Below are 15,579 nucleotides of genomic sequence, written 5' to 3' on the forward strand. Positions count from 1 at the left end.
ATGATGGTGGGTAACGAATGGCTTAACTATTTTAAGCCTGTAGTGGCAATTCCTCTGACGATGTGCTTCTGAACCATTAAGAATAAGATAATTAACGGGAAAATAATGAGCGACGATGCGGCCATTACTAAATTCCACTGTGTTCCTTTGCCCCCGCCCTCCTGTGAAATCAAGCTCGCCAGACCTACCTGCAGCGTTCGCAGTTCTTCGCTGTTCGTTACGACAAGCGGCCAGAAGAAGTCGTTATAGTGCCAAATTATGCTAAGCAAACCAAAGGTAAGGATCGATGACATCGATAACGGGATCATGACATGCCAAATGATTTGCATATGATTGCATCCATCGAGCGTGGCCGCCTCCTCCAATTCCTTCGGAACCTGTAGAAAGGCTTGTCTCATCATAAAAATGCCGAAGGCGCTGGCGCAAAACGGAACAATCAATGCCCAATACGTGTTGAAGATCCCGATTTGTTTAACAATCAAAAAATTAGGTATAAAAGTGACATAAATCGGGACCATCATTGTGGAAAGAACGATCAGAAACATCGTTTGCCGGCCCTTGAAGCTCATGCGTGCAAAAGCATAGGCGGCAAATACGGTACTGGCTAATTGAAGGACTGTAATCAGGATCGTCATCGAAACACTGTTCCAGAAGTATCTCGCAAAAGGCGCAGCTTTCATCACATCGGCAAAGTTCGACCAATGAAACATCGCCGGGATAAACTGCGGCGGATAAATGAAAACTTCGTCATAGACTTTGAAAGATGTGGCGAACATCCAAATAAATGGAAGTGCCATGAACAGCGACAGTGCGGATAAGAATGCGATGAGCACCATATTTTGCAGAGACTGCAATCTTCTCATGAGTAATGCACCCACTTTTTCGAAACATACATTTGCAGCCAAGTGATCAGAAACAATACAATAAACAGGAACACCGAGACGGAAGACGCATAGCCTACCTCAAAAAACTCGAAGCCGAATTGATACAAATAATAAATGAGCATGTTCGTGCTATCGGCCGGACCGCCATGGGTCATTGTGAACACCATATCGAAATCCTGGAATGAAGCGAGAATAGCCACAATCATTATGAACAGAATATAGGGTGATAGCAGGGGCAGTGTAATTTTGAGAAAGATCTGCTTATTACCGGCTCCATCAATCCGGGCTGCTTCATTCAAGTCTTCGGGAATGGTTTGCATCCCGGCAATCAGCAGTATCGTGTAATACCCCACCACCTTCCAAACCTTTGCGATAATAATTGCAGTCATTGCCCAACCCGGCTTGGATAGCCACGGAATTTGAGGCACTCCTAGTAGCCCTGTAAACCAGTTGATCAAACCGAAATGCTGATCGTACATCCATATCCAGACCGTGCTGACTGCAACCATTGGCGTGATGTAGGGCAAAAAAATCAAGCTCCTGAAAAAGCGGATCCCCTTCATTTTTTTATCAAGCATCACCGCAAGAAGCAAAGCGGCGCCAATCGTAAAGCCGACTGAAAAAAAGCCAAACACCAGAGTATTTTTAACTACTTTCCAAAAGTCTCGGTCTCCCAACATTTTACGATAATTGTCTAAGGCGACCCAATTAAAGTCTATCGAGATTAAATTCCAATCCGTTAAGCTCAGTACGAACGTCAGGATCAACGGCAGAAGCACAAATATAAACAGAAACAACATTGCCGGAAATATGAATAGATACGGCGTCAGTATACGACTGATGTTCGTTATTCTCTGTGGCATTTGCTTCGTTTGCTTGGCCTGCACTCTTCCTATTCTGCTTGCTGCAACTTGATCTTCCACGCCGGCCATCTCCTCCTCATCTATCTGAATTATCCTCATTTTAATAAGCAAGTGTCAGTGGAAGATTAACCTGGAATTAATATAAAGTTAATAATCACATGATAATTTCGCGGTATTCTATAGATATAATCTATAGTTGAAGGAGACGAGGATATTTGTTCAATTTGCAGCAGTTGAAGATTTTAGTATTGATCCACGAATATAAGAAGCTGACGGTTGTCGCGGAATTGCTTCAGATCAAACAACCATCCGTCACATTTCATATGAAGAATCTGGAGAGGGAGGCGAACGTACAGCTTTTTATTTATAAGCATAAGATGGTGATATTAACGGAAGAAGGGAAAGCGCTCCTTCATTATGCTTCCCGCATTATCTCCTGGGCAGATGAAGCACAGCAGGTACTGTCCGACTACGCACAATTTAAAATCGGAAAAATCGTAATCGGATCGAGCAATACGCCGGCGACATATTTCCTACCTAAGCTGCTCGGCAGGATGCGTGAGTTTTATCCTGACGTTCAAATTGTCCTGCAAGTGAAGAATTCGCCGCAAATCGTAGATATGGTGAGAAAATTCGAAATTGATTTCGGTCTTGTCGCCGAAAACAAAGTCGACGATCCTGATCTCGTTTGTATGCCTTTGGTTGACGATGAGCTTGGTCTGGTTGTTTATCCCGGCCATACGCTGGCTAACGTCGACAAAATCGGACCGGAGCTGCTTCAAAACGAATATTGGATTTTAAGAGAACAGGATTCGGCTTCCCGTCGAATGATGGAGGAGTGGAAAGGTCAGCATCAGATCGAAAGCAAGGGCGGCATCGAGCTTGGGACGACGGAAGCGATTAAACGTGCCGTCATATGCCGGGTGGGCATATCGTTGCTCTCGCGTTTAGCCGTAGAGGAAGAGGTAAAGAAAGGACAGCTGATTTATAAAAGTTTGGACTCAGAGAATTTATCGAGGGGTATATTTTTCATTTACAACAAAAACCGGTTTTTTACACCGATCGTTAAGGAGTTTATCGACTTCTTCCAAACGACGCGATTTTGAAGAAAGAGTGTCAGCTTTCGATATTTCAAACAGTATCGAGATCCGCTGAAATTGAAAATCTCTTCAGGAAAAAGCATATCGTCGTAACGATATGCTCTGATTGGTACCGATGATCTTCTAGCCTTTAATTCCCGTCGTGGCAACGCCGGCATGAAACCATCTTTGGCACACAAAATACAATATGACAATCGGCAGAATGGTAAAGGTCGCAGCGGCCATCAAATGATGATAATTCGGTCCTTCCTCGCTAACAAAATAGAGCAATCCGACCTGCAACGGTCGTAGTGTTTCACTGGAAGTAATCAAGAGCGGCCATAGCACGCCGTTCCATTTGCCGATAAACGCGAGCAGTCCCGCTGTAACGAGAGGAGGAGCAGACAACGGCAGCAAAACGGACCATAAATAGCGAAAGTGCGGCATGCCGTCAACCTGCGACGCCTCCCAGTATTCCCGAGGCACCGACAGAAATGCCTGACGCATCAGAAAAATTGTGAACGCCTCCGCCAAGAAGGGAGCCATGATGCCCATGTAGCTATCGTAAAAGCCTTGACCGTTCTGTCCCAGCGCATTGTTACCGCCTGCGAACGGTATATGGCGAAGCGTAACAAAGTTCGGAATCAACGTGATATCATAAGGGATCATCATAGTGGAAATCACCAGCAAAAAAATTATGCCTCTGCCTCTGAACCTGAAATGCGAAATCGCGAACGCAATCGGAATGCAGATCAGAATCTGCAACAGTGTGCCAAGTCCGGCGACAACGAGCGTATTGATAAAATATCGTCCAAATCCGGATTCCGGTGTGTTCCAGGCGTGCGAGTAATTTTCAAACTGCCATGTTTGCGGCAAAAACGTCGGCGGCATCATATTGATTTCTTCCTCCGATTTAAACGAGGTCAGAATCATCCACAAAAAAGGAAACATAGAAATGAAAGCCAAAGCTATGATCGTTAACGTAATAAGAGTCCAAATCAAACGGGAATTGAATCGGGACCGGTTCCAGTCTTTCATGAAGCTCGACTCCTTTCCCTAGTGCTGGTAGTGCACTTGATTTTCGCCAAAACGGTACTGTACCCAGGTCAGCAGCAAAATGATGACAAACAGAAATATCGACACGGCCGAGGCGTAGCCGACCTGGCCATTGACATAAAAGCTACGAAAAATGTACAGTGACAAAGACATCGTTGAATTAATCGGACCGCCTTCTCCATTGGAAAATACATAAAACGCGTTAAACGATTCAAATGCACCAATGAGGGACACGATCGTCAGCAAAAACAGCATAGGCGACAGCATAGGCAGGGTCACATGGCGGATAATGCCTGGCGTTCGCGCTCCGTCGATTCGCGCCGCTTCAACTAATTCCTTCGGAACATTGCCGAGACCGGCCATCAATACGACAACATTGAAACCGAGGCTGCTCCATATCGTGAACAGCATAATTACCATTAACGCCAAGGTCGGTCCGCCAAGCTGCTCCGGGAGCCATGCAGGCCAATGGCCTCCAAGCACACCGACCAGCTTCAGTCCAATCGGATCCGGATCTACAAGCCAGTTTTGTTTAGGGAAGCCTAGCTTTTGCAGAACGGAATTGGCCACGCCTACTTCAGGATGGAAAATCCATTTAAATACGATGGCCGCAGCCACATGCGAAGTAATATAGGGGAGAAAAAAGATCGTACGGAGCACGCCTTTGCCCTTGAAATTTTGAAACAAATAATAAGCGACGATAAAAGATAATGCGATGGCAATAGGGATGGTGCCTATCGCATAATACAATGTAACCAGCACACTTTGACCCACAGGTCCAAACTGCAACACATTCTGCGAATCTTTCACCAGAAATTCTTCCGTAAAGATACGGACATAATTATCAAGAACTATAAACTTCTCGGGTACGAATCCCCATTTCCATAAGCTGATCCATATCCCGAGCCCAAGCGGCCAAAAACGGAAAAGAACCAGCAACAGCAAGGCTGGCAATGCATAACACAGACCGATGATCGCCTCTTTGCTCCGCTGACTCCTGATGCGTCGTCGAGCCGACTTCTTTGATTTGGCAAGCTTAACTATTTCCGCATGAGTGGTTGTATGATTCCACAGCATCTTATGACTACCTCCAGACCGTTTCCGGTTTTCGAAACTATCAAAAGATCTGGAAAGTGCATGTCGAATTACTTCATTCGGCCGCCCTTTCCAGATTACAATATTTGGCTTGACATTAATTTTCTTTTATTCTTTTATTAATTTCATCGAATCCGCTTGCGCCTTTTTCATGGTATCCTCAGGACTTATTTTGTTATTTAATCCTAATTCCAAAGCATCGCCGATAGCCGAATCAATCGCGTTCATAACCGGGGAAGGGAATTCGACAACGGAATTGGCAAACACTTCATCAAAGCCTTGTTTTTTCTGAGGAATACTCGCATAATCTTTCTTTAGCAGGTCCGAATCCAACGAAGATTTGACGGACGGAAAATACCCGGTTTTGGAGGCGAAAATAGCCTGGGATTTTGCGCTTGCAAAATATTTCATGAACAGCCATGAAGCCAACTCTTTATCTGGCGTTGATTTGAACATCTCCTGCCTAACGGCGAACAGCACGGTTCTGGCCTCTTTACTGCTGTCAACCTGAGGGGGAAGAGTAAGACCCCACTTGAATTTATCTTTGATCAAATCGTTCTTGGTGGTTGTTCCAGCGGATGAAGCAATTTCCATGGCTGCACGGCCATTTGTAAATTCTTGTTGGGTATCCTGGGAAAACACGATAGCTTTATGTTCGACTAAGTTTTTCGTGAGTCTTACTAGCTCGATGGTTTGCGGATTATCGAAATTAACGGAATTGCCTTCGCTTGCAATCGGATCGTAGCCGAGCGTTTTGAATAAAATCCGATACAGATTTCCCTTATTGCCGCTTGTAATCGAAAGAGCCGGCACTCCCGTTTTTTCAGCAATATCTATTGCTTGCTTTTCGAATTCCTTCCAGGTTGCAGCCGGTTTATCGTATCCCGCCTTCTTCAGCAAATCCATGTTGTAATACATCCCCATAGAGCTGTTTCCGAACGGCCAAGCCGTTGTGACCCCTTTATATTGAGGAATCTGACTGGTTAATAAGGCCGGAATCAGGTCGTCCTTATCCTGCTGGGTCAATCCGTAAACGGGGTCGTTGATAAAGGAATCCAAAGCTCTAACAGCGTTCCCTTGCATGTATTGCAAAATTTCATTATCGGTGCCGACCGCGACGTTGGGCAATCCTCCGCCTTGGATAGCCGCTCTAATTTTTTTGTTTAAATCGAGGTAAGTGCCCTGGAACGTTTCCTTGACAATGATTTTGCCTTCATACTCCTTATTGAACTGAGCGACGATTTCCTTAACCGAATCGCCATAATTGCCGGCAGAATAATGCCAAAACTCAAGAGTAACCGGACCATTGGCCCAAGGCTCTGTTGTCTTGGCCGGCGTTTGGCCGCTTGGACTGCTTGTCGGCGCCGGAGCGGCGCTATTGCTTCCGCAGCCAGCAAGAGCTACCATGACCGACGCAAGCACGATCGATGTCACAATTCGAAAGTTTTTCATGGGTCCTCTCCTTTAAACTATAGAGTTACGGATTGCTGCAGTTGCGACAGAAACTCGATGGCCTGCTTTTGTTTTTCTGGAGGACCGAATTCGAAAACGGCAAAGCCTTCATAATTCGTTTCGCCTAGAGCGTTCACAACTTCGCTCCAATCGATCGATCCTTCGCCGACCGGAAGATGGTCATCCCAGCCGCCATTATTGTCGTGGAAATGCAGATGGATGCATCTGGCCCCTAATCTGCGGATCGTTTCTTTAATGTTCAGTCTGGCCTGATTGGCATGACCCACATCCAGGCAAATCCCGAATGCCGGCGATTGTAACTTCTCGAACAGCTCGATTTGATAGTCAAGCGTCCAGGTATCTTCAAAACTTCCCTTCTGATCAAGCAAGTTTTCGAGCGCAATCCGGACTCCCAATTGCTCGCCTTTTTGGCACATCTCCTTAAAAACGATCAAATCTCTTCGCTTCATTTCTGGAAACTTGGACAGCGAGTAGAACGAGTGACGTCCCGGGTGGACTGTCACTACTTTGGCGCCGATTGCACCAGCAATTTCAACGGAACGAAGCAGTTGGTCCTTGGTCACTTCATAAATCTCGTCGTTTAATGCCGCACTATTCAGATCGCGAAAAGGGGCGTGCACGGAATATTCTATTTGTTTAAGCTGACGAAGCTCGCGCAAAGCCGAGATATGCTCGTCGTTAATTTCACATTCTCCAAAATCCAACGACAGTTCAAATGCTTTGATAAATTCCGACGACGTTTTGATAGTTTCAATATTCATAATGGACAAAGAGGCTGATGGTATGATCTTCACGATAATCCCTCCAAAATAGTTTTTTATGTGTTTGCATTACTCCTTGATCCCGCTGATCGCTATTGTATCCTTTAGAGTCTCCAGCAAACTGACCGCCTTGCGGGCTACAGCTCCTTCTGTTCCTTCTTGCATAAGATCCGTTCGTTGAAAGGCATGTCCCAAGTGCCATCCTCCCATTTACAGCTGCCAATCGAAGCCATGTGATGCAGGACGATATCATGCAGTGAATCGTTAAACATGTCCAACTTTACTGCGTGGTTTCCTTTCAAAATATTTGTAGCTTCCTCATGACATTCTCCTGTCTGCCAAAACGATTATCATCCCCTCTCCTGCTTCTGCACTAATTGTAGTTTTCAAATATCAATGCTCTGTCATCCCAAAGATAAAGAATTATAATGAATGCGTAGCAATTGGTTCTGAGATTGACCGTTATTCCGTCCAACGATCAAGTATTATAGAAAAACGGTCATTATTGTTTTTTTGCGGTAATGAAAGTCCATAAAGAGAAGTCCCGCACCTTCAGGCAGATGCGGGACTTCTCTTTTTGTTTGATGTTTTACCCACGGGTTATTGGCTCTGAAGTGATCATTATTTACTTCAACGCGTTTGCAATAACTGTCACGGCCTCTGCCCGTGTTGCTTTGCCTTGGGGGCGAATCGTACTATCCTGGTATCCATCCATAATTCCGTTCCCCGTTGCCGCTGCAATAGCTTCCTTGGCCCAATCGGAAATGTTTTCGCCATCAGCGAATAGGATTTCTTTCGCTGCTGGGGTGACCTTGGCTGCCTTAACGACCATTACTGCCATCTGCTCGCGAGTAATCAGGTTGTCCGGACCAAAGGTGTTTACGTCATAACCGTCGACTAACCCGTTTACTGCTGCTGTCGCGATGTAGTCCCTGGCCCAGTGACTGGCTGTATCTGTGAATACTTTGCCGTCCTGGGACGTCAGTTTGAACGCCTTCACCAGCATGGTGGTAAATTCAGCCCGGGTAATGTTATTATCGGGCTTGAAGCTGCCGTTAGGGAAACCGTTGATGGCACCAAGCTCGGTCAGCCTGTTTATACTGCTCTCAGCCCAGTGACCGGCAATATCATTGAGTTGTATGTTTAATGTTGGAGCCGGGGTCTTGTCAGAGGCAGGATTTTTTTCAGCTTTCACGGCCATTACGGCAAACTTGGTGAAGTGATTCACCTGCACGGTTACGGTATTGCCGGATACGGTACCGCCAACGTTTATCCATCTGCCCAGAGCTTCGTCATAGTATTGAATCGTAGGGGACTCGCCCTCGCTGATAGCACTAGGATCAAAACTGAGTTTGATGGTCACATTTTTGGCAAAGCTGTAGCTGTTCTTATCTCCCACACTGAACTCGTATACACTGCCGACCAGTTTAATACCTGCGGGCACGGCGGGCGGGGCAGCTATTTTCTGTACTTTTACTTCTACTCCGCTGGTTTCGTTGAGCGCGTCGGCCGGCACCTCGACGTACGCTTCACTTCCGAAGCTGACTGTACCGCCAACACCAGGTGTGATGGTCGCCGAACCGTTAGTGGAGGTAACGGCTTGCGGTCCTGCACTACCTCCGCCACTATCGGTGGGGACACTATTATCAGACTCCCGTGTCGTTGCTGATACAACGGGTCCGTTGGTACTCCAGCTTCCGGCAGCATCGCCAGCTTCGACTTTGAAGTTGTACGTTCTACCCGGTGTCAGGTTAATGACGTTGTAAGTGTTGCCGTAAACGGTATTAAGCACTGATCCGTCCTGATATATTTTATATTGGGTATCCGGTAACGTAGTTAAGTCTGTCCAGTTCAGTGTCAAACCGCTTTTTGATATATTGCTTGCTGTTAGCGTACTGTTGCTTGGCCAATAATTGTTTTTTGAAATTTTGATGGAATCGTACAGATACGGATCTACCGTGTATCCATTCGGGTTATTCGGATCAAAGTTGAGGAAATACGTATCCACGGACATGACGCCATTTTCGATTTTTACAGCTGTAAAGCTCTGCTGATCGATGGCGTTGCCATAGTCTGCCGATGTTTTATCGACAAATTCATATTCCGGAGAAACATGGTACAAGGTATTATCGTAACCTATTTTTTGATACCATTTCGAGTTCCCCATCGTACCATTCACAAGATACAAAGGCGAATCAGGCTTGATGAAAATTTCGCTATCACCGTCTAGCAACTTTTGAGGTTTGGCATTGTATCCATCCTTGACAAAACCTCTGGAAAAGCTATGGTCATGTCCCATCAGCACAGCGTCAATTTTCAATTCCTGAAATGCTGGCACAAGCTTGACTCTTTCATTGTTAATATCCGGATCGTCTACATGGTCCGTCGCTGCGTACACGGATTTATGAAGCAAAACGATTTTCCATTCTTTATTCGAACTTTCCATATCTTGCTTCAACCATGCAACCTGCTTGTCCAGATCTTCCTCGGAGTAATGCTCCGTATTTAGTGCTGCAAAGTGAACTGGACCATAATCGAAAGAATACATTTCGGAGAATGGGGCGTCAGGATCGCTGGCATTATTAATATAATAATTAATCAAATCTTCCCTATCATGGTTGCCCAGAACGGACGCGACCGGTGTGTTCATTAAGTAGGCTTGTCCAGCTTGAAAAAGGGTGTCCCACTGACCGTTGGAAGAACCACTTTCGGTGAAATCTCCGGCAAGATAGGTGAAAGTCGCTTCAGGGAACATTTGTTTGGCGGTCTTGAATGTTGCCGCACTTGCAGCTCCCGAGGTTGAAACCTGCGGATCCGCCATGTAAGTGAACATCAGCGGTCCATCTGATGTAGGCGCCGTTTTGAAGCTGCCTGCCAGACTCCACACATTTTCAATCGCGTCGCCTACCCGGTACATATATTCTGTTCCCGGCTCGAGGCCTGACACATTTACACTGTGAAAGTTTCTTATTCCGTCAAAGACCAGCTCAGCGGGGGTCATATGCACTTCTTTAACTTCGTTAGTCCCCTTGAACATTTGCGCTTTATCTGACGGCAGTGCAGCTGATTCAGACTTCTTGACAATTTGGACGGTACTGTCCGCAAGATCAATATTGTCTGTCGCCCAAGTCAATGACACGCTAGTTTGAGGGTCCAATGTAATGGCATTGGTTATATCCTTTGGCGATTTATCAGTCAAAATTTCATATTTGGTGTATTGCTTAATTTGAGACCAACCGCTCTCCTTCCCATCTTCGCTTTTCACCTTCATCCAGAAGGAATACTGTGTTGCAGGAGAAAGACCCGTTATTGTTTTCTGCGACTGATTTTCCCATATGATTTGATCGGAGGTAGGCCGCTTGTCGGATTGAATAATGCTGTAATCCGTGATCAGAGCTTCCCGATTCTCCGTATCGGACGCATAAACGGAGATGGTGACCGAATTGGACTCGATATCGTTCGCCTGTGCCGTTACTTCTATACTGGAAAGATAGTTTTCGAAATCATAGGCAAGCCCCTGGTGTTCAAATCCTCGCAGCACAGGTGAACTGAACGTCTTGCCTCCGTCAGTAACGGTAAGCATCTCCCATGTGTGCGTAAAGTCCCATCCTAAAGCTTCGTAAGTTGCCTGTCCATACAGCTGCGCTTCCGTTTGGCTTGTACCGTCAAACGACTCGCTGTTCGCTGGACCGACTTTCTTCATTTTATTGAATGACAACAAGTTCGTAGCAACAGCTTGTGGATACAAATCTACATTCGGGTCTGGATCGGGATCAGGAACAGCCTTTACTCTTCCCACAGCAGAACCTGCAATTCCCGTTTCGGTATTAGCTGTTATCACCGGATTAGCAGCTACGCTGTTTCTGATGATCCCGGTTCTCAAATCGCCAACAAGCCCACCAACTCTTAAGTAACCTTCTATAATGCCAGCAGCATAGCTGTTTTCAATGAGTGTATTAGGGTTCAGAACACGTCCCGCCAGCCCGCCTTGGCTGTCTTTAGTGCCTTCTTCCCTGACATTAACGAGGGAATAACTGTTCCTGATCGTTGGATGTGCAGCCTTTTCCTGTGGTGGCGTCTGCTTGATCGTGCCCGAAGAATACTCCGGAATTCGGCCCGCAATGCCACCTACACTGTGGTCACTACCGATGACCTCGCCCGTCACGTATACATTCTCAACTGTGCCCCACAGCATACCGGCCACACCGCCAACCGTCTGACCTCCTCTGATATAAACATCGACAAGGCCAAGATTTTTGACAAGCGCCTGAACATCGGAATCGCCAAGATGGTTAAAGAAACCTACGGTCCCGCTGTTCGGCGTATCGATTCTGATATTGGATATCGTTTTGTAGTTGCCGTCGAAAGTGCCGTAAAATCTGCCAAATGGCATAAAGTTAGTAATTAATTTCATGTCGATATCGCTCATCAGCTTGTAGTAACCGTCTTTGGGAACCTCGGGATCACCAAAATTCTGGCTTAAATAGAGTAATTGTTCCGGATTGTAAATTTCGTAAATCCCGTTATTTAAGATCGGCTTGTCCTCTGCAAGAACCTCCTCCGCAGAAACCATTGCGGAATAATGCGCAAAAAAAGATACACACAAGGCAAATACAAGTAATAATGACAATAGTTTCTTTCTGGACATAGATGTGCTCCTTTTATTATAGTTACGTGTAATTTTTGCTCTTCCAACCCATCCTTGTTAGAAGCACAACGCCTGCAACATTGCAGGCGTTGTGCTAGTAAAATTAATTTACTTTCGATCTTACACTGTATAGACGACAGTTCCGTTTGAAACTGTTTGAACAATATTGAATACTTTTTCTTCTCCCCAATTGTACAAAATGAAATCAGCGGGGGAACCAGACTCCAAAGTTCCTACACCTTTTTGATCTAAGCCGAATAGTTGAGCTGGATGCAACGAAGCCATCTGAATCGCTTCTTCCAAGGAGCAGATTCCCGTTCTTGCTACGTACTCGATGCCCCGATGCAACGGTGTTGCGGCCCCTGCCAAAATGTCAGGAGTATGCGCCAAATGCAGCAATCCGTTAGGCTCCAAGATCACATCGGCGTGATGTGTTGTATAACGTCCAGGAGGGAGTCCCGTCAAATGATTCGCGTCGCTTATAAGTATGGCCCTTGGCCCTTTAACACGAATCATGACCTTAAGAGTTGACGCCGGAAGATGATGACCGTCTGAGATCATTCCTGCCCACAGGCGATCGTCCGCAAGCTGCGCCCATATATAATTAGGATGACGTTTTATATAGGGATGGGCACCATTGCCTAAATGCGTACTCATAGAGGCGCCGGCTTCAACAGCCAAACAAATCTGCTCTTCTGTTGCATGGCAATGGCCGATTGCTGCCACTATGCCGTTCTGTCTTAACAGTCGAATAAATTCGATGGCACCTGGCTTTTCGGGGGCCAAAGTTACTTTGCAGATTTTCCCCTCTGCAACCTCAAGCCATTCCATAAACTCGTCTTCGTTCGGATCCCGCACATATATTTTGTTATGGGCACCCCGTGGTCCGTCTTCATCGGATATAAAAGGGCCTTCCACGTGAATACCGAGGATTGCATAATTCACTAACGGATCTCTCTTACAAGCTTCCGCAATAATACCTATGCAATGCAGCATTCTCTCCTTGGGACCTGTTACGACAGTCGGACAAAACCTGGTAACTCCGCCTTGCTGTATGAGCCTTACAATTTGACTTACGTCTTCAACCGTTAAATCAGAATTATTTAAATTTATTCCTCCGATACCGTTTAATTGGATATCGATCAGTCCAGGAGCAACCCACAAATTTGTCAGCGTATCCGATGGTATAATTGAGACAATTTGACCATGAGAAACATTGATATCCACTACTTCGCCGGTTAGCCAGTGCTTTGCCGTAAATACCTGCTCCATACTCAACCCTCTTCTATGAAGCGCTGATCGACTTCTGATGAAGATTCTTTATCCAGGAATAGATTGAAATTGGAATGCGTTTTTAATATGGTTGCCGGAAACCGATTGTTGACCTCATTGTCAATAAAATCACGTATCGCGTTCGCTTTCACTTTATGCGGGACACATGAAATGATGGCATTGCTTTGCATAATTTGATGTACAGTCATTGTAATCGCTTGTTTCGGTACATCTCCGATGGTCGGAAACCAGCCTTCTCCCACTTGTTGCTTTTTACAGATCTCATCCAAATCCACGACAATATAGGCTTCTTGTGTATTGTAGTCGGCCGGAGGATCGTTAAAGGCGATATGCCCGTTTTCCCCGATTCCGATCAAAGCTAGATCGATAGGTTCTTTCCTGATTTCATCTGTTAGTGCTTGAATATTGCTCTGTATATCTCCTTCCCCATTAACAAAATGAACCTTTTGAATAGGTATTAATTCAACGAATCGTTCTTTCAAATATTTTCTAAAGCTTGCCGGATGCTGTTCCGAAAGATTTACATATTCGTCCAAGTGAAACATTTCAACTCTGCTCCAATCAATATCCATGTTCACAAGCGCTTCCAGTGTTTCAAATTGTGAAGCTCCTGTAGAGAGCACCAACCTAGCCTTATCCTTTCGGGATAATACCTCATTAATAATTTCAGCAGATAGTGACGCCGCCATTTTTCCTAAGTCCTGAGCAGTTTCCAAAACGCTTAGCTTCATATATACTTCTCCTTTTTCGTATCCATATAGTTTTTAATTACAATGCAGAGCAGTAATCGATTTCTTTTTAGTTAAAAAAATGCCAAGAATCACACTGTCGACTCTAAAGAAAACATTCCGAACTCTAGTGGCGCTTTCAAGATATGTTCCCTACTTTGGACAATACTGTTTTCTGTAATTTTGATATAAGCTTCAGAAGATAAGGCTGCCGTAGCATGCCAAATGTTTCGATGAATACAAATCGGGCGATCCAGTAAGAACAACTCTAGTTGTTCCGGTGTTTCTTCCAAGGCCACAAGCAGAACACTGATTCCTTCTAAAGGCTCGAATGATTCGCGAGTGTTCGGATGCAAGCCCAGTTTGCTAATTTTACCTCTAGCCAAACGCGAGATCGCGATACGCCAACCTTCCGTTTGCGGCTCATTCACAATCACCTGAAAGCGATCTTGCAAGCTCGTGTTAAACTCAATAATATCGCCATAGTGCTTAAAAGACTCCGAGGATAAGCTTTTAAGAATTCGTTCATTGTTCATATACCGTCTCACCTGCCGCTACGGTTTTTTTAATCGTCCAAGAACCGAATTCCTCATGCTCATATAAGATAAAATCGGCCGGAGAGCCTTCAGCCAGAGTTCCAACTCCCTTTTCTGCCAAACCAAACAATTCCGCTGGATGCAGAGACGCCATATTGATTGCCTCGCCAAGTGAACAAATTCCGAATTTCTCCACATTTTGTACCCCGATATGTAGCGGTGTTGCGGATCCAGCCAAAATATCTCGGGTGCTGGCCAAATGAAGAAATCCATTATCTTCCAATATCACATCATCATTGATGTGAGTTTTGTAACGCCCCGGCGGCATTCCTGCCAAATGGACCGCATCGCTGGTCAATATCGCTTTTTTCCCTTTCGCACGAATCATTACATTCAAAGTGGAGGCAGGCAAGTGAAAACCGTCTGCAATGAGTCCGGCCCATAAGCGATCGTCAGCCAGCTGTGCCCAAATGTAATTCGGGTGCCGCTTAATATATGGATGGGCTCCATTGCCTAAGTGTGTACTCATTGTGGCGCCAGCTCGAACCGCCTCCTGAATTTGCTCCTCTGAAGAATTGCAATGTCCTATTGAAGCGACTATCCCTAATTTAGAAAGTTTTTCAATGAACGGAATTGCTCCATTTTTTTCCGGTGCCAACGTCACTTTGCAAATCCGGCCTCCGCTAGCTTCATTCCACTCTTCAAATTCAGTCCAATCAGGATCCCTTACCCAGTTCAAATTATGTGCTCCACGCGGTCCGTCATCCGGAGAGATGAATGGTCCTTCTACATGTATGCCTATAACCGCATGGTCAACCGTAGTATCGGCTTGGCATGCCTCTGCAATAACGCGGATGCAGTGAAGCATTCGTTCCTTCGTCCCAGTAACCACCGTTGGACAAAATCGCGTTACTCCACCTTTGTTCAGCACCTTTACAATTTGTTTAACTGTGTCTACCGTAAGGTCCGGCGTATTTAAATCAAACCCGCCGATTCCGTTTAGCTGTATATCAATCAAGCCCGGAGCAATCCAGTGCTCTGATGATAGATCTGTATCACTAACGGAAACGATCGTACCGTGCTCTGTTGTAACACTAATCGTCTTTCCAGACAGCCAATGTTTACCTACCCATGTTTCGCTCACTTTCATTACCTCACTTTCA

Annotated in this window: 13 protein-coding genes; 1 reads left to right on the forward strand and 12 read right to left on the reverse strand. The window is 45.5% G+C overall.

Annotated elements, in window-relative coordinates:
* Window positions 1-26: 26 nt before the first annotated feature.
* Both AC58UW_RS01820 and AC58UW_RS01825 read right to left on the reverse strand, forming a co-directional pair.
* Window positions 27-863, reverse strand: coding sequence for a carbohydrate ABC transporter permease (locus AC58UW_RS01820; RefSeq protein WP_497419014.1), 837 nt, complete (start codon window positions 861-863; stop codon window positions 27-29).
* Entirely contained in the window at window positions 860-1,807 is a 948-nt protein-coding gene (locus AC58UW_RS01825) for a carbohydrate ABC transporter permease (protein WP_497419015.1), read from the reverse strand. Before AC58UW_RS01825 ends, AC58UW_RS01820 begins: the two co-directional genes overlap by 4 nt.
* Before the next feature lie 155 nt (window positions 1,808-1,962).
* Here AC58UW_RS01825 and AC58UW_RS01830 point away from each other — a divergent pair, with 155 nt between their 5' ends.
* Window positions 1,963-2,853: a LysR substrate-binding domain-containing protein gene (locus AC58UW_RS01830; protein ID WP_497419016.1), complete on the forward strand. Its 891-nt coding sequence runs from the start codon at window positions 1,963-1,965 to the stop codon at window positions 2,851-2,853.
* Between the two features lie 117 nt (window positions 2,854-2,970).
* Here AC58UW_RS01830 and AC58UW_RS01835 read toward each other — a convergent pair whose 3' ends face one another.
* The 10 genes from AC58UW_RS01835 to nagA all read right to left on the reverse strand — a co-directional run bounded on the left by AC58UW_RS01835 (window position 2,971) and on the right by nagA (window position 15,560).
* Window positions 2,971-3,864, reverse strand: coding sequence for a carbohydrate ABC transporter permease (locus AC58UW_RS01835; RefSeq protein ID WP_497419017.1), 894 nt, complete (start codon window positions 3,862-3,864; stop codon window positions 2,971-2,973).
* An 18-nt stretch (window positions 3,865-3,882) separates the two neighbouring features.
* Window positions 3,883-4,959: a carbohydrate ABC transporter permease gene (locus tag AC58UW_RS01840; protein ID WP_497419018.1), complete on the reverse strand. Its 1,077-nt coding sequence runs from the start codon at window positions 4,957-4,959 to the stop codon at window positions 3,883-3,885.
* Between the two features lie 126 nt (window positions 4,960-5,085).
* Window positions 5,086-6,429, reverse strand: a complete 1,344-nt coding sequence (locus AC58UW_RS01845; RefSeq protein WP_497419019.1) for an extracellular solute-binding protein — start codon at window positions 6,427-6,429, stop codon at window positions 5,086-5,088.
* Window positions 6,430-6,446: 17 nt separating this feature from the next.
* On the reverse strand, window positions 6,447-7,244 hold the full coding sequence (locus tag AC58UW_RS01850; protein WP_497419020.1) for a sugar phosphate isomerase/epimerase family protein: 798 nt from the start codon (window positions 7,242-7,244) through the stop codon (window positions 6,447-6,449).
* 36 nt (window positions 7,245-7,280) lie between these two features.
* A complete protein-coding gene (locus tag AC58UW_RS01855; RefSeq protein WP_497419021.1) occupies window positions 7,281-7,406 on the reverse strand; it encodes a hypothetical protein in 126 nt (41 codons plus the stop codon).
* Window positions 7,407-7,836: 430 nt separating this feature from the next.
* Complete coding sequence (locus tag AC58UW_RS01860; RefSeq protein WP_497419022.1) at window positions 7,837-11,859, reverse strand: S-layer homology domain-containing protein; 4,023 nt, start codon at window positions 11,857-11,859, stop codon at window positions 7,837-7,839.
* 120 nt (window positions 11,860-11,979) lie between these two features.
* Entirely contained in the window at window positions 11,980-13,131 is a 1,152-nt protein-coding gene (locus AC58UW_RS01865; protein ID WP_497419023.1) for an N-acetylglucosamine-6-phosphate deacetylase, read from the reverse strand.
* Between the two features lie 2 nt (window positions 13,132-13,133).
* Window positions 13,134-13,883, reverse strand: coding sequence for a glucosamine-6-phosphate deaminase (locus tag AC58UW_RS01870; protein ID WP_497419024.1), 750 nt, complete (start codon window positions 13,881-13,883; stop codon window positions 13,134-13,136).
* 89 nt (window positions 13,884-13,972) lie between these two features.
* Window positions 13,973-14,416, reverse strand: coding sequence for a hypothetical protein (locus tag AC58UW_RS01875; RefSeq protein WP_497419025.1), 444 nt, complete (start codon window positions 14,414-14,416; stop codon window positions 13,973-13,975).
* Window positions 14,406-15,560 carry an N-acetylglucosamine-6-phosphate deacetylase gene (gene nagA, locus AC58UW_RS01880; protein WP_497419026.1) on the reverse strand — a complete coding sequence of 385 codons (1,155 nt, stop codon included), beginning with the start codon at window positions 15,558-15,560 and terminating at the stop codon, window positions 14,406-14,408. Before nagA ends, AC58UW_RS01875 begins: the two co-directional genes overlap by 11 nt.
* Window positions 15,561-15,579: the final 19 nt, after the last annotated feature.

The sequence above is a fragment of the Paenibacillus sp. J22R160 genome, assembly GCF_059692135.1.